The 18,352-nt window shown below is 73.5% G+C and carries 22 protein-coding genes; 14 read left to right on the top strand and 8 right to left on the bottom strand.

The window, feature by feature from the left end; translation table 11 throughout:
• Positions 1-44 precede the first annotated feature (44 nt).
• From AB0K18_RS01195 to AB0K18_RS01185, 3 genes are read left to right on the top strand one after another with little or no spacing between them, the layout of a single operon-like run.
• On the top strand, positions 45-1,118 hold the full coding sequence (locus tag AB0K18_RS01195) for an iron chelate uptake ABC transporter family permease subunit (RefSeq protein ID WP_364908109.1): 1,074 nt from the start codon (positions 45-47) through the stop codon (positions 1,116-1,118).
• Positions 1,115-2,122 (top strand): iron chelate uptake ABC transporter family permease subunit, encoded by a 1,008-nt coding sequence (locus AB0K18_RS01190; protein WP_364908106.1) that lies wholly within the window; start codon positions 1,115-1,117, stop codon positions 2,120-2,122. Before AB0K18_RS01195 ends, AB0K18_RS01190 begins: the two co-directional genes overlap by 4 nt.
• On the top strand, positions 2,122-2,925 hold the full coding sequence (locus AB0K18_RS01185) for an ABC transporter ATP-binding protein (protein ID WP_364908103.1): 804 nt from the start codon (positions 2,122-2,124) through the stop codon (positions 2,923-2,925). Before AB0K18_RS01190 ends, AB0K18_RS01185 begins: the two co-directional genes overlap by 1 nt.
• Positions 2,926-3,054: 129 nt before the next feature.
• Here AB0K18_RS01185 and AB0K18_RS01180 read toward each other — a convergent pair whose 3' ends face one another.
• Positions 3,055-4,311, bottom strand: coding sequence for an ArgE/DapE family deacylase (locus tag AB0K18_RS01180; protein ID WP_364908100.1), 1,257 nt, complete (start codon positions 4,309-4,311; stop codon positions 3,055-3,057).
• A 76-nt stretch (positions 4,312-4,387) separates the two neighbouring features.
• On the opposite strand from AB0K18_RS01180, the gene AB0K18_RS01175 reads away from it, so the two are divergent.
• Positions 4,388-4,708, top strand: a complete 321-nt coding sequence (locus tag AB0K18_RS01175) for a co-chaperone GroES (protein WP_345400594.1) — start codon at positions 4,388-4,390, stop codon at positions 4,706-4,708.
• 10 nt (positions 4,709-4,718) lie between these two features.
• Here AB0K18_RS01175 and AB0K18_RS01170 read toward each other — a convergent pair whose 3' ends face one another.
• Together AB0K18_RS01170 and AB0K18_RS01165 are read right to left on the bottom strand one after the other, a co-directional pair.
• Positions 4,719-5,657: a hypothetical protein gene (locus AB0K18_RS01170; protein WP_364908098.1), complete on the bottom strand. Its 939-nt coding sequence runs from the start codon at positions 5,655-5,657 to the stop codon at positions 4,719-4,721.
• A 45-nt stretch (positions 5,658-5,702) separates the two neighbouring features.
• Positions 5,703-6,167 (bottom strand): TIGR02611 family protein, encoded by a 465-nt coding sequence (locus AB0K18_RS01165; RefSeq protein WP_364908095.1) that lies wholly within the window; start codon positions 6,165-6,167, stop codon positions 5,703-5,705.
• Positions 6,168-6,315: 148 nt separating this feature from the next.
• Here AB0K18_RS01165 and AB0K18_RS01160 point away from each other — a divergent pair, with 148 nt between their 5' ends.
• The 4 genes from AB0K18_RS01160 (at position 6,316) to AB0K18_RS01145 (ending at position 9,860) form a co-directional block, all read left to right on the top strand.
• Positions 6,316-7,230, top strand: a complete 915-nt coding sequence (locus AB0K18_RS01160) for an aryldialkylphosphatase (protein WP_364908093.1) — start codon at positions 6,316-6,318, stop codon at positions 7,228-7,230.
• Positions 7,231-7,279: 49 nt separating this feature from the next.
• The gene (locus tag AB0K18_RS01155; protein WP_364908090.1) at positions 7,280-7,669 is read left to right on the top strand and encodes a PPOX class F420-dependent oxidoreductase; all 390 of its coding nucleotides are present in this window, start codon (positions 7,280-7,282) and stop codon (positions 7,667-7,669) included.
• 45 nt (positions 7,670-7,714) lie between these two features.
• Positions 7,715-8,947, top strand: coding sequence for a histidine kinase (locus AB0K18_RS01150; protein ID WP_364908087.1), 1,233 nt, complete (start codon positions 7,715-7,717; stop codon positions 8,945-8,947).
• A 235-nt stretch (positions 8,948-9,182) separates the two neighbouring features.
• Positions 9,183-9,860, top strand: a complete 678-nt coding sequence (locus AB0K18_RS01145) for a response regulator transcription factor (protein ID WP_364908085.1) — start codon at positions 9,183-9,185, stop codon at positions 9,858-9,860.
• Positions 9,861-9,955: 95 nt separating this feature from the next.
• Here the strand turns inward: AB0K18_RS01145 and secY are convergent, their stop codons facing one another.
• The gene (gene secY, locus AB0K18_RS01140) at positions 9,956-11,245 is read right to left on the bottom strand and encodes a preprotein translocase subunit SecY (RefSeq protein WP_364908082.1); all 1,290 of its coding nucleotides are present in this window, start codon (positions 11,243-11,245) and stop codon (positions 9,956-9,958) included.
• 85 nt (positions 11,246-11,330) lie between these two features.
• Here secY and AB0K18_RS01135 point away from each other — a divergent pair, with 85 nt between their 5' ends.
• The gene (locus AB0K18_RS01135) at positions 11,331-11,927 is read left to right on the top strand and encodes an AAA family ATPase (protein ID WP_364908079.1); all 597 of its coding nucleotides are present in this window, start codon (positions 11,331-11,333) and stop codon (positions 11,925-11,927) included.
• On the opposite strand, the gene AB0K18_RS01130 is transcribed toward AB0K18_RS01135, so the two are convergent.
• Positions 11,869-12,120 (bottom strand): TetR/AcrR family transcriptional regulator, encoded by a 252-nt coding sequence (locus AB0K18_RS01130; protein WP_364909161.1) that lies wholly within the window; start codon positions 12,118-12,120, stop codon positions 11,869-11,871. The two genes, AB0K18_RS01135 and AB0K18_RS01130, sit on opposite strands and share 59 nt — an antisense overlap.
• A gap of 41 nt (positions 12,121-12,161) precedes the next feature.
• Between AB0K18_RS01130 and AB0K18_RS01125 the strand changes: the two genes are divergently transcribed.
• Positions 12,162-13,115 (top strand): hypothetical protein, encoded by a 954-nt coding sequence (locus AB0K18_RS01125; RefSeq protein ID WP_364908076.1) that lies wholly within the window; start codon positions 12,162-12,164, stop codon positions 13,113-13,115.
• Positions 13,085-13,885 (top strand): hypothetical protein, encoded by an 801-nt coding sequence (locus AB0K18_RS01120; protein ID WP_364908073.1) that lies wholly within the window; start codon positions 13,085-13,087, stop codon positions 13,883-13,885. Before AB0K18_RS01125 ends, AB0K18_RS01120 begins: the two co-directional genes overlap by 31 nt.
• Here the strand turns inward: AB0K18_RS01120 and AB0K18_RS01115 are convergent.
• Complete coding sequence (locus tag AB0K18_RS01115; RefSeq protein WP_364908070.1) at positions 13,882-14,661, bottom strand: putative hydro-lyase; 780 nt, start codon at positions 14,659-14,661, stop codon at positions 13,882-13,884. The genes AB0K18_RS01120 and AB0K18_RS01115 overlap by 4 nt on opposite strands.
• 116 nt (positions 14,662-14,777) lie before the next feature.
• On the opposite strand from AB0K18_RS01115, the gene AB0K18_RS01110 reads away from it, so the two are divergent.
• From AB0K18_RS01110 to AB0K18_RS01100, 3 genes are all read left to right on the top strand, one after another.
• Positions 14,778-15,833 (top strand): MoxR family ATPase, encoded by a 1,056-nt coding sequence (locus AB0K18_RS01110; RefSeq protein ID WP_364908067.1) that lies wholly within the window; start codon positions 14,778-14,780, stop codon positions 15,831-15,833.
• 73 nt (positions 15,834-15,906) lie between these two features.
• On the top strand, positions 15,907-17,028 hold the full coding sequence (locus AB0K18_RS01105; protein ID WP_364908064.1) for a VWA-like domain-containing protein: 1,122 nt from the start codon (positions 15,907-15,909) through the stop codon (positions 17,026-17,028).
• Complete coding sequence (locus AB0K18_RS01100; RefSeq protein ID WP_364908062.1) at positions 17,025-17,753, top strand: hypothetical protein; 729 nt, start codon at positions 17,025-17,027, stop codon at positions 17,751-17,753. The genes AB0K18_RS01105 and AB0K18_RS01100 overlap by 4 nt, the downstream gene beginning before the upstream one ends.
• A gap of 98 nt (positions 17,754-17,851) precedes the next feature.
• On the opposite strand, the gene AB0K18_RS01095 is transcribed toward AB0K18_RS01100, so the two are convergent.
• Positions 17,852-18,088, bottom strand: coding sequence for a hypothetical protein (locus AB0K18_RS01095; RefSeq protein WP_364908060.1), 237 nt, complete (start codon positions 18,086-18,088; stop codon positions 17,852-17,854).
• Positions 18,085-18,312 carry a DUF6158 family protein gene (locus AB0K18_RS01090; RefSeq protein ID WP_364908057.1) on the bottom strand — a complete coding sequence of 76 codons (228 nt, stop codon included), beginning with the start codon at positions 18,310-18,312 and terminating at the stop codon, positions 18,085-18,087. The genes AB0K18_RS01095 and AB0K18_RS01090 overlap by 4 nt, the downstream gene beginning before the upstream one ends.
• Positions 18,313-18,352: the final 40 nt, after the last annotated feature.

Below are 18,352 nucleotides of genomic sequence, written 5' to 3'. Positions count from 1 at the left end.
AGATTAGCCTTGCCTAAGTTTGACGTACGACGAGAGGGGGTCGGGTGCGCCCGGCAGAGGACACGGCCCAGGTGGCCGTGAGCGGGACCGCCGAGGGGAGGGCCGGGGGGAGGGCCGGCGGGCGCCCGTCCGTGCTGGTCGTCGGGCTGGTGGTCACGTTCGCCGTTCTGGTGCTGGTCGCGCTGGCCAGCGTGGCGCTGGGCGCGCGGTCGGTGTCGTTCGGCACGGTGATCGACGCGTTCCTGGCGCCCGACGGCTCCAGCGACCACACGGTCATCCGCGAGCTGCGCGTCCCCCGTACGCTGCTGGGCCTCGGCGTCGGCGCCACGCTCGGGCTGGCCGGCGCGCTCATGCAGAGCCTGACCCGCAACCCGCTCGCCGACCCCGGCCTGCTGGGCATCAACGAGGGCGCCGCGCTGGGCGTCACGCTGGCGATCGGCGTGTTCGGGCTCGGCGACCCCACCGTGTACGTCTGGTTCGCCTTCGGCGGCGCCGCCCTGGCCTCGTTCGTCGTCTACGCGCTCGCCGCGTCGGGCCGCTCGGGATCGAGCCCGGTACGCCTGGCCCTGGCCGGCGTCGCCTTCGGCATGGTGTGCACCGCGGTCGCCTCGGCCATCCTGCGCATGGACTCGCAGACCTTCGACCGCATGCGGTTCTGGCTGACCGGCTCCCTGGCCGGGCAGACGGCCGACACGCTGGTGCGGCTGGCGCCGTTCATGGCCGCCGGGCTGGTGATGGGGCTGCTGCTGGCCAGGCCGCTCAACATGCTGGCGCTCGGCGACGACGCGGGCAAGGCGCTCGGCGTCGCGGTCAACCGCACGCGGCTACTCACCGGCGTCGCCGTCACGCTGCTGTGCGGCGCGGCCACCGCCGCCGCGGGGCCGCTGTGGTTCGTCGGGCTCATCGTGCCGCACGCGGTGCGCGCCGCGGTGGGGCCCGACCAGCGGTGGGTGCTGCCGTACTCGGCGCTGGCCGCGCCCGTGCTGCTGCTCGGCGCCGACGTGGTCGGGCGGCTCATCGCCCGTCCTGGAGAGGTGCAGGTGGGCATCGTGTGGGCGGTGATCGGGGCGCCGATCTTCATCCTGATGGCCAGGCGGAGGCGGGTGGCGGCGCTGTGAACGTCCGCGTCGGACCCTGGTCCGTACGGCTCGCGCCGCGCGCCCTGCTCGTCACCGCGATCCTCGTCCTCGCCGGCTTCGCCGTGAGCGTGGCCGCGCTGTCCACCGGCGAGTTCACCGTGCCGGCGCCCGACATCATCGACGCCCTCTTCGGCCAGGGCACGCCGGTCGCCGAGCTGATCGTGAGCAAGCTGCGCGCCCCGCGCGTGGTGACCGGGCTGCTGGTCGGGGCCGCGTTCGGACTGAGCGGGGCCATCTTCCAGAGCCTGACGAGGAACCCGCTCGGCAGCCCCGACTTCATCGGCTTCACCGCGGGGGCCTCCACGGGCGGCATCATCGCCGTCGTCGCCGGCGGCTCCGCCGTCATGATCGCCGGCGGCGCGCTGCTCGGCTGCGTGGTGACCGCGGCCCTGGTGTACGCGCTGGCCTACCGGGGCGGCGTGGCCGGCTACCGGCTCGTCCTGGTCGGCATCGGGGCCAACGCGCTGCTGCTGGCCGTCAACTCGTACATCCTGACCAGGGCCAACATCAACGACGCGGCCACCGCGGGCGCCTGGCTCACCGGCAGCCTGAGCGGGCGCGGCTGGGACCACGCGGGGCCCGTCGCGCTCGCGCTGGTCGTGCTGCTGCCGGTGTGCGCGGCCATCGCGCGGCCGATGCGCATGATCGAGATGGGCGACGACGCGGCCAAGGCCATGGGCATCAGGGTCGAGGTCGTCCGCGCGGCGGCCATCGCGGCCGGGGTGCTGCTGGCCGGGGTGGCCACGGCCGCCGCCGGGCCCGTCGTGTTCGTCGCGCTGGCCGCGCCGCAGCTCACCCGGCGGCTCACCCGCTCCCCCGGCGTCACCCTGGCGGCGTCGGCGCTGATGGGCGCCGTGCTGCTGATCGCCGCCGACCTGGCCGCGCAGCGGCTGCTCGCCCCCACTCAGCTTCCCGTCGGCGTGCTGACCGCCGCGATCGGCGGCACGTACCTCGTCCTGCTTCTGCGAAAGGACCGCCACTGATGGTCTCCTCCCGCCTGTCCGGCACCGGCCTCACCCTCGCCTACGACCAGCGCGTCGTGGCCTCCGACCTCAGCGTGGCGATCCCCGACGCGTCCTTCACCGTGATCATCGGCCCGAACGCGTGCGGCAAGTCCACCCTGCTGCGGGCGCTCGCGCGGATGCTGAAGCCGAAGTCCGGCGCCGTGCACCTGGACGGCAGCGTGATCACCTCGCTGCCGTCGAAGGAGGTGGCGCGGCGGCTCGGCCTGCTGCCGCAGAGCTCGATCGTGCCGGACGGCATCACCGTGGCCGACCTGGTGGCCCGTGGCCGCTACCCGCACCAGAAGCTGATGCGGCAGTGGTCGAAGGCCGACGAGGCGGCGGTGACGGAGGCCATGCGCGCCACCGACGTGGCCGGGCTGGCCGACCGGATCGTGGACGAGCTGTCGGGTGGGCAGCGGCAGCGGGTGTGGCTGGCCATGGCGCTGGCGCAGGAGACGCCGATCCTGCTGCTGGACGAGCCGACCACGTTCCTGGACATCTCCCACCAGATCGAGGTGCTCGACCTCTGCGCCGACCTGCACGAGGCCGGGCGGACCATGGTGGCCGTGCTGCACGACCTCAACCAGGCGTGCCGGTACGCCACGCACCTGATCGTGATGTGCGGCGGCGAGGTCGTCGCTTCGGGCGATCCGGCCGAGATCGTCACGTCCGAGCTGGTGCGGGAGGTGTTCGACCTGCGCTGCGAGATCATCCAGGACCCGCAGTCTGGCACCCCGCTCATCGTCCCCGAGTCCCGCCGCCGCGTCGCCGCCACCGCCTGACCGCCTGCCTGACCGCCGCGCCGCCTTGATCGCGGCGTCGCCGCCTCCGCCTGGTCGGCGGCTTCGACGGTGGTGGCCGGGGCGGCGTGGCCGCCCCGGGCCTGGTCAGCAGGCGGCTCAGTAAGCGGCTCAGTAGGCGGCGCAGCGGCGGACCGCGAGCAGGGCCAGCGCGCGGGTGACGTCGCGCAGCTCGCTCAGCCGCACCTGCTCCCTGGGGGCGTGCGCGAACCGGACGTCGCCAGGGCCGTAGTGCAGGGTCGGGATGCCGCCCGCCGTGTACAGGCGCAGGTCGCTCCCGTACGGCGCCGCCGTCTCGGCCGGCGTCGCGCCCGTCGTGGCGGTCACCGCGTCGCGCACCTGCGCAAGCAGCTCGTGCCCGGCCGGCAGCCGCCCGCTGGCGAACTGCCCGCCCGGCCACGTGACGACCGGCGGGTTGGCCCGCAGCCAGGGGTCGGCGACGTCGGCGACCGCCTCCTCGAAGGCCGCCCGCGCCCGCGCCGGGTCCTCGTCCAGCCGCACCCCGAGACGTCCTTCGGCGATCAGCAGGTCGGGCACGGTGCTGGCCCAGTCGCCGGCGCGGACCGTCCCGACCTCGATCGGGTACGGCAGCGCGTTCCCGGCGAACAGCTCGGGCACGTCGCGGTTGCGCTCGGCCTCCAGCCGCCTGATCGCGGCGAACACCGGCCAGAACGCCTCGATCGCGTTGACCCCCTCGTTCCTGGTGGCGCCGTGGGCGGCCCGCCCGGCGATCTCCAGCCGGAACGTCAGCGCGCCCGCGTTCGCGGTGATGACCGCCCCCGAGGTGGGCTCGCTGATCACCGCGGCCTCGGCGGTGTGCCCCCTGGCCAGGGTGGCGAACGCGCCCAGCCCGCCGTCCTCCTCGCTGATCACGCAGTGCACGGCCAGCGGCCTGGCCAGCCGGATGCCGGCGCGGTGCACGGCGCGGGCCACCGCCAGGTTCGCGACCAGGCCGGCCTTCATGTCGCAGGCGCCCCTGCCGTGCAGCACGTCGCCGGTGATGCGGGCGGCGAACGGGTCGCTGCCCGCCCACTTGGCGAGGTCGCCGGTCGGCACCACGTCCACGTGGCCCTGGAGGGCGAGGGCGGGCGGGCCCTCGCCGCCGGAGGTGACGGCGACCACGCCGTACCCCTCGCTCCGCGGCGCCTCGGTGCCGGGGAAGCCGGGGCGGCTGGTCAGGTCGGGCAGGTCGAGCTTCCAGACGTCCACGTCCATGCCGGCCTCGGTGAGCAGGCGGGCGAAGTGGTGCTGCAGCTCGGACTCGGCGTCTGTGCCGGTCACGCTGGGGACCTTGACGGTCTCGGCCAGCAGGTTCACGGTCTCGGGCGCGTCGATGGCATCGAGGACCCGGGCTTCCACGTCGTGCATGGAGCACACCTTCTCACGGGTGGGCGACGAACCGTCCTGGAGTCCGGCGCGTCCGCCTGCTCGTAAACTTGAGCCTGTGGTAGAGCCCAAGTTCGAGATTCAGATGCTGCACGACCGGGTGATGATCAGGTTGGAGCAGGAGGCCGAGGAGCGGCGCAGCGGCTCCGGGATCGTCATCCCCGCGACGGTCAAGATGGCCAACCGCCTGGCCTGGGGCGAGGTCTGCGGCGTCGGCACGAACGTGCGCTCGGTCAAGGTCGGCGACAAGGTGCTGTTCAACCCCGAGGACCAGTTCGAGGTCGAGGTGCACGCCCAGACCTATCTGGTGATGCGCGAGCGCGACCTGCACGCGGTGGCCACCCAGGAGACCGACCACGGCACCGGCCTCTACCTCTGACCCGCCCCTCCTACGACGCCTTCGCCCTCGTACGCGCGAAGGAGAGCCACAGGTCCGAGCCCCACGTCGCGGCGGGCACACCGGCCAGCACCCGCGTCACCCTGCCGCTGAAGTCGATGACCGCCAGCCGGTAGGCGCGCCCGTGCGCGGTGACGGCGATGAGGTGGCTCTCGTCCCACCAGCCGAAGACCGCCTCAGGACGGGCCGCCACCCGGCGCGCGATCGCGCCGGTGGCCGGGTCGACCAGGCAGAGCTGCTCCTTGAAGCGGGCCGGGCACCAGGTGGCCAGCCGCCGGCCCGACGGCGAGTACGCGTCCTCGGGGCCGGTGGGCAGGCCGGCGCCGGCGAGCGTGCGCAGCACCTTCCCGTCCGACGGCCGATAGACGCGCAGGCCGGCGCCATGCCTGGAGACCAGATTGCCGTCGGGGCTCCACCAGAAGCCCGCCTTGCGGCTGAGCCCGGCGATGCGGACCGTGCGGGCCCGCTTGGCGGCCACGTCGACGACCGTGAAGCCGAGCACCTGCCAGGCGCCGCCCATCTTCTGCTCGACGGTCAGCGCGACCCGCTTGGCGTCGCGGGACCAGGAGGCGTAGGAGGCCGTCATGGGCTTCTTGACGGTGCGGATGGTGGTGGTTCGTCCGGTGGCGCGGTCGGTGACCTGCAGCGCGTCGTAGCCGGATCGGTACGCCACCGGCACCCCGGCCGTCAGCGTGCCGCCCGGTGACACCGACACCTCCGACAGGCTCTTCTCCCAGGTGAAGGAGTTGCCGGTGGCCGATCGCAGGTAGGTGCGCTTGGTGCCGAGCCCGTAGGCCGACAGGCGGACGGGATCGCCCTTCCGTTCCTGGTACGTCATGCCGCCCGTGCCGGGCAGGGGCAGACCGGCGGCGGTCACCGCGGGAGCGGCGGGTACGAATAAGGACAGGGCGGCGGCGAGGTGAGCGATCACGCCCCGCAGACTATGCAGCCGATCGCCGGACTTCCCGAGCGATGCCTATCGGGTCTGGACGAAGTTCAGGCCGATCTCGATGACGTCGATGCCGAGCGTGCGCAGCCCGGCGTAGACGATCGCCCCGGCGGCGGCCAGGGTGACGATGAGCACGAGGATGCGGACGGTCCAGCCCTGCCGCTTGTACCACTCCGTCCAGGCGTGCAGCGTGCGCTTGCCGAACTCCAGCAGCTTGCGCGCCCAGTGGAACTCCGTCGACAGCACCGCCAGCCCCGCGAACACGACCAGCCAGCCAGGCCCGGGGAACGGCACCATGATCAGGCCGCCCACCACCATGACCACCCCGATGATGCCGACCACGATCTTCAGCGTGAGCGCGCCGGTGCGGGTGGCCCTGATGCCGTCGAGCCGGCCCTGGATGCCCCTGCGGCGTGCGGGCATGCCGGAGCGCGCGGCGGCCTCGTCCTTGATCACGTCGGCTTCGCCGGTGTCGGAGTTCTGAATCTGCACATTTCCCCCCGGCAGTCGGTGTGCACCCCAGGATACGGCCCGGTCTGCGGACTCACTTGCAGCCGACTAGCAAGTCAACAAACACCATTCTCCGTAAAATTTGCTGCTCAAGCAGGCTATGGCAGGCAAACATCGGTTAATGTCTGTTATGCCCGAGGTTCTGCTCCGTACCGTCACCGGCCCTGTACGCGCGGCCGCCATCGACGGCGTCGTACTCCCCCATGAGCATCTGCGCACCGACATGCGGTGGGCGGTCGGCATCGACTCCGACCCGCACCGGTGGCTCGACGAGGAGCAGACCGTCACCGCCGAGCTCCGCGAACTCCGCCAGTCAGGACGGCTCGGGCTCGTGGTGGACCTCACCTGTCTCGGCATGGGCCGCGACGCCGCCGCGCTCGCCCGCATCGCCGCGGGCAGCCGCGTCCCCGTGATCGCCGCCACCGGCCTGTACGCCGGCCCGTTCTGCCACGTCGGTGACGCCGACGTGGACACGCTCACCGCCCGCCTCATGGACGAGATCCTCAGCGGCGTGGACGGCACCGGCGTCTTCCCCGGCGTGATCGGCGAGGTCGGCTGCTGGGGCGCGGAGCCCACCCCCGCCGAGGAACGCTGCCTGGTCGCCGCCGCCCGCGCCTCCCTGCGTACGAGACTGCCGGTCGCCACCCACGGCAGGAACGCGTTCGCGCTGCTGGAGATCCTGCTCGGCCAGAACCTGCCCGCCTCCCGCGTCGCCGTCGGCTACGCGGGCGGCGACCTCGGCACGGCCAGGAAGATCGCCGAGGCGGGGGCGTACGTCAGCCTCGGCTCCCTCGCCCTGGGCGCCGACGAGGCGGCCAGGCTCGCGCTCGGCCTCATCGAGGACGGCCACGCCGGTCGCCTCCTGCTCAGCACCGGCCTGAGCCGGGTCGCCCAGGTGCGCAGGTACGACGGCCCCGGGTACGCCGACCTCTTCGAGGCGCTGCTGCCCCGCCTGCGCGAGGCCGGCGTCGGCGACGACGTCCTCCACACGATCACCCACACCAACCCGCTGCGCTGGCTGACCGAGTCCCTGAGCGCCTCCTGAAAGGTCTGCCCTTGACCTCAACCAATGTTAAGGTTGCAGACTGAGGCGCATGATCTTCACAGCCGCAGAACAGGACTATCTCGCCGGCCAGCACCTCGGCCGGCTGGCCACGGTCGCCCCCGACGGGCAGGTGCAGAACAACCCGGTCGGCTACTTCCTGGACGCCGAGACCGGCACGATCACCATCGGCGGGCACGCGATGGGCGCGTCGAAGAAGTTCGGCAACGTGCGGCGGGGCAGCACGGTTTCGCTCGTGGTGGACGACCTGGCCTCCGTGGACCCGTGGGTGGCGCGCGGGATCGAGATCAGGGGCACCGCGCAGGCGCTGGCCGACGTGGATCCGCCGCTGCCGTTCTTCTCCCGCGAGGTCATCAGGATCACGCCGACCAAGATCATTTCGTGGGGTCTGGACGGCGACCGGCAGAGCCGCACCCCCTGAAAGCTCGCTAGGATCGGGGCGACGACAAGCCTGATCGGGTGGGGGATGGCGACCGAGGACTCCCGGCTGCGGCACACGCGCGGCGACGGGCGGTGGCGTAGGCCGCTCGCCGCGCTGTCACGCCTGCGCAGGGCGGGCGACGTGCCGGTCGTGGTCATGCTGGCGTGGGCCGGGTGGCTCGCGGTGCCGTGGTCGTTCAGCGGCCTCGCCCAGGCCCGCGCCGCCTACGCCGCAGCCGCCGCCGCCCCCTCCCACCACCAGCCCGCCCCCGGCTCCTCGGAAGAAGCGCCCTCCAGCCCGGCGTCCCGCTCCCCCGGCCACTCGGAGAAAGCGACCGCCGGCGGCACGGCGTCCCGCTTCCCCGCGGGCTCCGCGCCTTCCGTCGCCGCCCTGACCCGCCCCGAGCACGCGTCCCTCGCGGATCCCGACGCGCGGCAGGCGACCTGGGGCATCCCGGCCGCCCACACGGCACCGGTCGGCACCATCCGCGCGCTCGACCCGCCCTCAGACACGGCCGATGCCGCTGCGGTGAGCGCCACCCCGGCGCACCCCGCCCTTCCCGGCACGACCCCGTCGGACGCCGCCTTTTCCGGCACGGCACCGGCGGAGGCCGCCCTTTCCGGCACGGCACCGGCGGAGGCCGCCCTTTCCGGCACGGCACCGGCGGAGGCCGCCCTTTCCGGCACCGCTCCGGCGGACGCCGTCGCGGTGGAGCGGGCCAGGATCGCCGGGGTGGTGCACGACGTGGCCGGTCACGGGCTGGCGGCCATCGCGATGCAGGCCGGTGTCGCGCTCGTCACGCTCGACGACGACCCCGAGCAGGCGCGGGCCTCACTGCTGGCGATCAAGGAGACGAGCACGACCGCGCTGGCACAGCTCAGGGCAGCGCTCGACGGCATCGACCCGCCGGACGGCGACCTGGCGAGGCTCATCGACGGCGTACGCGCGGCGGGCCTGCCCGTGGACCTCGATCCCCCGCATCTGGCCGTGCCCGCGCGCCTCCAGGACACCGTCTACCAGGTGGTCCGCGAGTCACTCACCAACGTGCTCCGCCATGCCGGCCCCACCCGCGCATTCGTCCGCGCAAGCGAGAGCGCGGACGCGTTCATGGTGGAGGTCTGCGACCGAGGCACCGGCCCACGGACGGAGGATGTGGAAGGACGCGGCCTGTCCGGAATGCGCGCCCGCGTGCTTGAGGCAGGCGGCCACCTCACAACCGGCCCCCGAGAGGGCGGCGGCTTCCAGGTCCTGGCCCACTTCCCCCAAGCATCCACATGACCGCCACACCGGCACCCCCGCAAGGACTGCGCCTTCCAAACAGCGGCCTACTCCCCCCAGACATCCACACGACTGCCACACCGGCACCCCCGCAAGGACTGCGCCTTCCAGGCGGCGGCCTGCTTTCCGTAGATGTCCGCACCACCGCTGCTTCGGGTGAGGCGTCCGCGGGACCTTTCCGGCGGGCGACGTGCCCGCAGCCCCGCCTCGCCCGCATGACCGCTGAGGTGTTCTCATGACCGCCGCGCCGGATGAGGCGGCGGTGGTGCGGGTGGCGGTGGCTGATGATCAGGCTGTGGTGCGGATGGGGTTGCGGGCGTTGCTCGACCGTGCCGAGGGGCTGAGCTGGGCCGGGGAGGCGGCCGACGGGCGGGAGGCGCTGGCGTTGCTGCGGCGGGTCCGTCCCGACGTGCTGCTGCTCGACATCCGCATGCCCGGCATGGACGGCCTCGACACCCTGCGGGCCATCGCCGCCGACCCCGGCCTGCGCGGCACCAAGGTGGTCGTGGTGACGACGTTCGCCGTCGACGAGTACGTCTTCGCCGCACTCCAGGCCGGCGCCAGCGGTTTCGTGCTCAAGGACAGCGCCCCCGACGAGCTGGTCAACGCCGTGCGCGTGGTCGCCGCCGGGGAGGCGCTGCTGTCGCCCGCCATCACCAGGAAGGTGATCGGGCTGTTCGGGCGGCACGGGGGCGGCCCGGTGGAGGGGGTCGAGACGCTGACGCCGCGCGAGCGGGAGCTGGTGGCGTGGGTGGCGACGGGCCGGTCGAACGAGGAGATCGCCAAGGAGCTGACGATCAGCCCCGACACCGTACGCACCCACGTCAGCCGCGCCATGGTGAAGCTGCACGCGCGGGACAGGGCGCAGCTGGTGGTGTTCGCGATGCGCGCCGGCCTCGCCCTGCCCGCCTGAGCCCGCCCACCTGAGCCCGCCCACCTGGCCCCGCTCACCTGAGCATCCACCTGAGCGTGCCGATCGGACCCGGCCCATCTGACCCCGCCCAAGGGTCAGCGCAGGAAGCCCTCGTAGTTGCGCTGCTGGAGCTGCGACTCGATCTGCTTCACCGTGTCGAGCCCGACCCCCACCATGATGAGCACGCTCGTCCCGCCGAACGGGAAGTTCTGCTGCGTCCCAGGATCGCGCAGGATGGCGAACGCGATCAGCGGCAGCAGCGCCAGCACGGCCAGGTACGCGGCCCCGGGTGCGGTGAGCCGGGAGACCAGGAACCCGAGGTATTGGGCGGTCGGCCGCCCCGGCCGGATCCCGGGCACGAACCCCCCGAACTTCCGCAGGTTGTCCGCCACCTCGGCGGGATTGAAGGTGATCGACACGTAGAAGTAGGCGAAGGCGGCGATGAGCACCACGTACGCCGTCATGTAGAGCGGATGCGCACCCGAGGTGAGGTTGATCTCGACCCAGGTCCGCGCCGTGTCCGGGAGCATCGGCGCGACCAGCGTCGGCAGGTACAGCAGGGACGAGGTGAAGATGACGGGCACGATGCCGGCCTGGTTCACCTTGAGCGGGATGTACGTGCTCGTCCCCCCGTACGACCGCCGCCCCACGACCCGCCGCGCGTACTGCACGGGCACCCGCCGCTGCGCCTGCTCGACGAAGACCACGGCGGTCACCAGGCAGAGCCCGGCTGCGAGCATGACGGCGAAGCTCACCGGGCTGATGACGAAGATCCGCGACATGTACCCCGGGAAGACCGCCACGACCTGCGTGAACATCAGCAGCGACATCCCGTTCCCGATGCCCCGGTCGGTCATCAGCTCGCCCATCCACATGACCGCGCAGGCGCCCGCCACCATGGTCAGCACGATCACGGCGACGCTGAGCAGCCCCGGGTCGCGCAGCAGCGGCCGGGCGCAGCCGGGCAGGAGCTGCCCGGCGCGGGCGAGGGTGACGACGGTGCCGGCGTTGAGCAGGGCGAGGCCGACGGTCAGGTAGCGGGTGTACTGGCTGATCTTGGCCTGGCCGTTCTGCCCCTCCTTCCTCAGCAGGTCGAGGCGGGGCACCACGACGGCCAGGAGCTGCATGATGATGCTGGCCGTGATGTACGGTATGACGCCGAGCGCGAACACCGACAGGTGCAGCATCGCGCCGCCGCTGAGCAGCTGCACCATGTCGAGGAGGCCGCCCTCGGCGGATCCGGCGCATTCGCGGACGGCCACGACGTCCACGCCGGGCGCGGGCAGCGTCTGCCCCAGCCGGAACAACCCGATGAGCGCGAGTGTGAACAGCAGTTTCCCGCGCAGCTCCGGCACGCGGAAGGCCCTGGTCAAGACGGTCAGCATGGGCAAGAAGTCTGACCGGGGGCGGGCCGGGCGTCGTCCGCCGAGACGAGGCACCGGCGTACGCGGATCCGCGTACGTTGATCGCATGACGACTGTGTGGGTGATCAGCGGGCCGCCCGGCGCGGGCAAGTCGACGGTGGCGGCGGAGCTGCTCGCCCGGCTCGGCCCGGCGCCCGCGCTGCTGGACAAGGACACCGTCTACGGCGAGTTCGCGGGCACGGTGCTGCGCGCCCACGGCCGCCCGGACGGCGAGCGCGAGGGCCCCTGGTACGACGAGCACATCAAGCGGTACGAATACGCCGGCCTGACCCGGGTGGCCCGGCAGATCAGGAGCCACGGCTGCCCGGTCGCGCTGGACGGCCCGTTCACCACGCAGGTGCACGACGCGGCCCATTGGGAGCGGTGGGTGGTGGAGCTGGGCGGCCCGCCGGTGCGCCTGCTGTGGGTGCGCTCGGACGGGCCGACGCTGCGCGCGCGGCTGGTGGCGCGGGGCCTGGCGCGCGACGCGGGCAAGCTCGCCGCGTTCGACGACTACCTGCGTGATATCCGGGTGGACGAGCCGCCGGTCGTCCCGCACCTGGAGATCGACAACCGTCCCGGCGCGGCGCCGATCGGCGAGCAGCTCACGGCGGCGGGTATACCGCCGCGAGCACGTCCGGCAGCCGGGGGACGAGCCGGGTGAAGCGGCCTTGCTCGTAGGTGGCGCCGGGCTGGTTGGCGAGCTGCTGGGAGACGAGCCCGGCGATCAGGGAGGCGGCGAGGTCGAGGCCCTCCTGGCCCAGCCTGAACAGCTCGTCGTAGATCGCGTGCCGCGACGGGAAGTGCTTGTACAGCGACGGCGGCCGGACGCCGAGCCGTCTGGCGACGGTGGCCAGGCTCAGCCCCGCCCCCCTCCTCCGCCATGACGTCGAGCGCGATGGCGAGGATCTCGGCCTGTGTCTCGCTGCGCCTGCCGAAGGAGCGGCTGACGGTGTTCACGGGCGTGTCGGGCTCGGGCAAGTCGTCCGTCGTGTTCGGGACGGTCGCCGTGGAGTCGCAGCGGCAGCTCAACGAGACGTTCGGCGCGTACGTACGGCACCGGCTGCCCAAGCACGAGCGGCCCAGGGCCGCGCGCATGGCGAACCTGACGGCCGCCGTCGTCGTGGACCAGAAGCCGGTCGGCGGCGGCGCGCGCTCCACGGTGGGCACGATGACCGAGGTGCACGCGCTGCTGCGGGTGCTGTTCTCGCGGCGCGGCGAGCCGTCGGCGGGCCCGGCGACGGCGTACTCGTTCCACGACCCGCAGGGCATGTGCCCCGAGTGCGACGGCCTGGGGCGCAAGGTGGCGCCGGACCTCGGCAGGCTCATCGACGAGGACCGCTCGCTCGACGAGGGCGCGCTCGCGCTGCACCCGGTCGGCTCCGCGCCCTGGCAGATCTACGCGCGGTCGGGGCGGTTCGACCCGGCCAAGCCGCTGCGCGACTTCACCGCGCGCGAGCGCGAGCTGCTGCTGTACGGCAGCGGCTTCAAGGTCAGGCGCGGCAAGTACGACAACACGTACGAGGGGGTGCTGGTCCGCTTCGACCGGCTCTACCTCAAGCGGGCCCGCGAGCAGGTGGACGAGGAGGCCCGCCCCTACGTGACCGAGCGCACCTGCCCGGCCTGCGGCGGCGCCCGGCTCAACGCCGCCGCCCTGGCCTCGGTGATCGACGGCCGCAACCTGGCCGGCTACTGCGCCATGGAGGTCACGGGCCTGATCGAGGTGCTGGACCGCCTCGGCGACCCGGTGGCGGCCTGCACCCGCGCGACCTGCACCGGCTCGGCGACCTGCTGCTGGAGCTGCGCGACAAGGGCAACACGGTGCTGGTCGTCGAGCACGACCGCGACCTGATCGGGCTGGCCGACCACGTGGTGGACCTGGGCCCCGGCACGGGCGCGGCGGGCGGCCGCGTGGTGTACGAGGGCCCGGTGGCCGGGCTGGCCGCCGGCGACACGCTGACCGGCCGCACGCTGCGGCGGGTGCGCGGGCTCAAGGAACGCCTCCGCGAGCCGTCCGGCCGGCTGACCGTGGCGGGCGCGAACGCGCACAACCTCAAGGACGTCACCGTGCACCTGCCGCTCGGCGTGCTGACCGCCGTGACGGGCGTGGCCGGCTCGGGCAAGAGCACGCTCGTCCGCAAGGAGCCGGTCGAGCAGCACCCCGAGACGATCCTCATCGACCAGTCGCCCATCGCCGCCGCGCCCCGCTCCACGCCCGCCACCTACCTCGGCGCGATGGACCCGCTGCGCCGGATGTTCGCCGAGGCGCACGGGGTGCCGGCGGGGTTGTTCAGCTTCAACTCGGCGGGCGCCTGCCCGGTGTGCAGGGGCAGGGGCGAGATCAGAACCGATCTGGCGTTCATGGATCCGGTGACGCGGGTGTGCGACGACCATCGGCCTGCACCCGGCCGACGTGGACACGCTGCTGGCGCTGCTCGACCGGCTGGTGGACGCGGGCAACACGGTGATCGTGGTCGAGCACGACCTGGACGTGGTCAAGCACTCCGACTGGGTGATCGACCTGGGGGCGGAGGCGGGGCGGCACGGGGGCGAGGTGGTGTTCGAGGGGACACCGGCGGAGCTGTGCGAAGCCTCCACCTATACGGCGAAATATCTCGTTAAGTCACTCGATAGTGGTCGTCTCGGACGTCCATGATCGCCATGTGGCCGGGCAGGTGCCCGATCGCGTACGGCACGCCGCTGGCTAGCACCGCCTGCTGCGGCGTCACCCCGCACGCCCAGAACAGCGGCACCTCGCCCGCCCGCACCTCGACCGGGTCGCCGTAGTCGGGCGCGGCGAGGTTCTCGACGCCGATGGCGGCCGGGTCGCCGGTGTGCACGGGCGCGCCGTGCACGCTCGGGTAGCGGCCGCTCACCTCGACGGCGGTCGCCACCAGCTCTTCCGGCACCGGCCGCATCGACACCACCAGCGGCCCCGCCAGGCTGCCGGTGGACTCGCAGGGGATCGAGGTGACGTACATCGGCACGTTCGTCCCCGCCTCCAGGTGCCGCACCGGCACCCCGGCGGCCAGCAGCGCACGCTCGAAGGTGAAGCTGCACCCGATGAGGAACGGCACCAGGTCCGCCCGCCACTCCGCGACCACGTCGTCCAGGTCGGCCACCGCCCGCCCGTCGCGGTAGAGGCGGTAGCCGGGCAGGTCCGTACGCAGGTCGCCGGAGAACAGCTCGGTCGACCAGACCCCGGGCTCACCCACGTCGAGCACCGGGCACGCCTGCGGGTTGCGATGGGCGAACAGCAGCAGCTCGTAACGCAGCTCGCTGGGCACGGCGATGAGGTTGGCCTGCGTCCAGCCCCGGCACCAGCCGGCGGTCGGCACCCGCTCGCCGGTGCGGAAGCGCTCCCGCGCCTGCGCGGGGCTCAGGTCGGCGACGTCCACCTCTCGACACTATGAGCCCTGAGTGCGGCGGTCCACCATTTGACATCCCGGCCCTCGTCAACCTACGTTGACTCTGTCACCGTCAACATGGGTTGACGAGAGTTCTGGGGGGTTTCGTGAACGCGTTGTCCGTCGCCGTGACGGCGAACCTGCCCGTGCTCCTGTGGGGCGCGCCGGGCACCGGGAAGACGTCGACCGTGCTGGCGCTCGGGGAGCGGCTCGGGCTGCCGGTCGAGGTCGTGGTCGGCTCGATCAGGGAGCCGAGCGACTTCGCCGGGCTGCCCGTGCTGCGGGACGGGCGTACCTGGTTCGCGCCGCCCCGGTGGGCGGAACGGCTCGCCGAGTCGGGCACCGGCATCCTGTTCCTCGACGAACTGACCACCGCGCCGCCCGCCGTCCAGGCCGCGATGCTGCGGGTCGTGCTCGAACGGGCCGTCGGTGACCTGACGCTGCCGGACTCCGTACGCGTCGTCGCCGCCGCCAACCCGCCCGAGCAGGCCGCCGACGGGTGGGACCTGTCGGCGCCGCTGGCCAACCGGCTGATCCACCTCGACTGGACGGTCAGCGCCGCCTCCGTCGCCGACGGGTTCACCGCCGGTTTCCCGCCGCCGTCCCTGGACGGCCTCGATCCGGCCGCCGTCCGTCCCGCCGACGTGTCACGCTCGCGGGCGCTGGTGGGGGCTTTTCTGCGGGTACGGCCTGAGCTGGTGCTCTCCGTGCCCGACGGGCCCGCCCGCGCCTGGCCCAGCCCCCGTACCTGGGAGCTGGCCGCCACCGCCCTCGCCTACACGGGGTCGTCCGAGACCGTACGGGCCGAGCTGGTGGTCGGCGCGGTCGGGGAGGCGGCCGGCTTCGAGCTGTTGTCCTGGCTGCGCGACCTCGACCTGCCCGACCCCGAGACCCTGCTCAGCGACCCCACCGCGCCGCTGCCGGACCGCGTGGACCGGGTGCACGCCGTGCTCGGCTCGGTGGTCGCGCACGTCGCGGCCGACGGGAGCGCGGACACGTGGCAGCGCGCCTGGACGCTGATCGCCCGCGTGGCCCGCCACACCCCGGACGTGGCCGCCACCGCCGCCCGCTCCTTGGCCGCCCGCCGCCCCAGGGGCGCCGTCCTGCCGGGCACGGTCCTGCACCTCACGCCCATCCTCCGCTCCGCAGGGCTGCTGCCATGAGCCCGCTCCTTGCTGCTGCGACTCCGCGAACGCTCACCGGGACCGGCCGTGAACGCTCCGCCGGGGGGCGGCCGTGACCGGGCGCGAGCGGGAGGCCGGTGAGCGGTTCGCGGCGGCGCGGTTGTGGGCGGCGGCGCGGGCGCCGTACCTGGCCTCGGCGCTCTTCGCCCTCCAGCCGCTCGTCCACGACACCGCACCGCCCCGCCCCTCGGCCGACGAGCACGGGAACGTGCACCTCGACCCCGCCACCGCCCTGCCCGTCCCCGAGCTCGGCTGGTGGCTGCTCCACCACGTCGGCCATTTCCTGCGCGACCACCACACCCGCGCCCGCCCGTACGAGGAGACGGCCCTGCGCTGGGCCCAGGCCGCCGACGCCGAGATCAACGACGACCTCGCCCGCCTGGACGCCGTCCCCGCCGACGCCATCACCCCGGACACCCTGGGCCTGCCCGACGGCCTGCTCGCCGAGCGGTACGCCGAGCTGCTCGACCTCATCGACGTCCCGCCCGGCCTGGCTCCCTGCGCGCCGCCGCCGTTCACCGGCCCTGAGTCGATGACGTCCCTGGAACGCGAGCTACTGGCCAGAGCCGTCGCCGCCGAGATCGACGCCAGAGGGACGGCCCCGGGCGGCTGGCGGCGCTGGGCCGAGGCGGTGCTGCGTCCCGAGGTGGACTGGCGGGCGCGGCTGGCCCGTCTGGTCAGAAGGGGTCTCGCGCAGGCGTCCGGCCGGGTCGACTACAGCCACCGCCGCCCGTCCAGACGCGCCTCCGCGACGCCGTCGATCGTGCTGCCCGCCCTGGTACGCCCGCTCCCCCGGGTCGCGGTGCTGGTCGACACGTCGGGCAGCGTGACCCGTACGGCGCTGGAACGGGGCCTCACCGAGCTGGACGGCATCCTCCGCGCGACCGGCCACCAGTGGGTCGACGTGACGTGCTGCGACACGCAGGCGTACCCGGCGCAGCGGGTCAGGTCGGCGGCCCAGGTCGAGCTGGCCGGCGGTGGCGGCACGGATCTGCGCCCCGGCTTCGAGGCCGCGGCGCCGGGCGCGGACCTGCTGGTCGTCCTCACCGACGGCGACACCCCGTGGCCCGACCGCCGGCCACGCCCCCAGGTCGTGGTCTGCCTGTTCGGCACCGGACCCGAGCCACCGCCGTGGGCGCACACCGTACGCGTGACGGAAGGAAGTGCCGCATGACCGGCACACCCCGCGAGGACGGCTCCGCGGAGCAGTCCTTCACGCAGGGCGAGCTGCGTCGATGGCGGGCGGCCGGGTTCGGGCGGGAGGAGGCCACGGCCTGGCGGGAGGCGGGGGTGACCGACCCCGGCGACGCCCGCCTGTGGGCCACGGCCGCCGCCACGCCCGCGACCGTCACCGCGTGGCAGCGCGCCGGGATGACGCCGGCCGACGCCGTACGCTGGCACGAGCTGGGCGTCGCCCCGCACGACGCGGCCCGCAGGCACCTCGCCGGCGAACGCCCGCGCCGCGTCCGCTGGCTGGCCCGCCTGGTCACGCCCGAGCCCGAACTGCCCGACCCGGCCGTCACGCAGGCGCTGCGCCGGTTGCTGCGCGCGGGCGTGCCGGCGGCGGTGGCCCGCGCGTACGCCGACGCCGGCTGGGACGGCGACGAGGCCCTGGAGTGGGCGCGGCGGCGGGTGGATCAGGGGGACGCGCGGCTGTTCCGAACCCTGGGCTTCACCGCCGCCGAGGCCGCCGCGCTCGGACGTCCCGCCCTGGAGGTCATGGCGGCCTGGTGGGGCGCGGTGCCCCTGGCCGAGGTGGCCGCCTGGTGCGCGGCCGGGCTCACGCCGGAGGAGGCGTCCGCCCAGCGGGGGGCGGGCGTCACGGCGGAGCAAGCAGCCGTGCTCAGGGCACTGTCGTCATTCGGCGCGGACGAGGCACTGCCGCCGCCCGGCACATGAGGGGCGCAACCGTCGCCCGGCACCAACCCGCCTTGAACCAGGGTGCCGTCACCGCTTGATACCCACCGCTGCCGTCCGGGGCATCCAGCCGAGCCCCGTCAGTACTCGACCTCGAACGTGTGCGGCCCCAGCCCGTACCCGTCGCCGAGCGGCACCACGTACCCATGCTCGATCAACGTCGAGAGACTGGCCCGCACCTCCTCCTCGCCCAGCCCGCACGCGCGCGTCAGCCCGTCGAGCCGGGCGACGCCGGACGTGACGGCCTGGGCGGCGACGGCCTCGTAGACGTGGAAGTCCACGTCCGACAGGGCCTGCACATCGTGGCCTTCAGTCATGACCGCTGCCTCGCTCCCTCCCTCAGCCTGGCGGGGTCGATCTCGCGATCGGGGAAGCGGCGCAGGTACTCGGCCTCCAGTTCGCTGGTGCGGGAGGTGTGGTGGGCGAGGGCGTCGTCCGATCCGTGGAAGAACGTGTCGCTTCTGGTGGCGTGCAACTGGCGCAGCTCGCGTACGACGTCTTCGTCGCTGAGCTGGGCGGGGTCTATTCCCATGGTCGTCATGCGCTCCCCCTACCCCAGGAACCCTCGACCAATATCTGTC

Origin of the sequence: Nonomuraea sp. NPDC049421 (genome assembly GCF_040677005.1) — a bacterium.
Taxonomy (GTDB): domain Bacteria; phylum Actinomycetota; class Actinomycetes; order Streptosporangiales; family Streptosporangiaceae; genus Nonomuraea; species Nonomuraea salmonea.
This window is presented reverse-complemented; position numbering and strand designations above follow the sequence as displayed.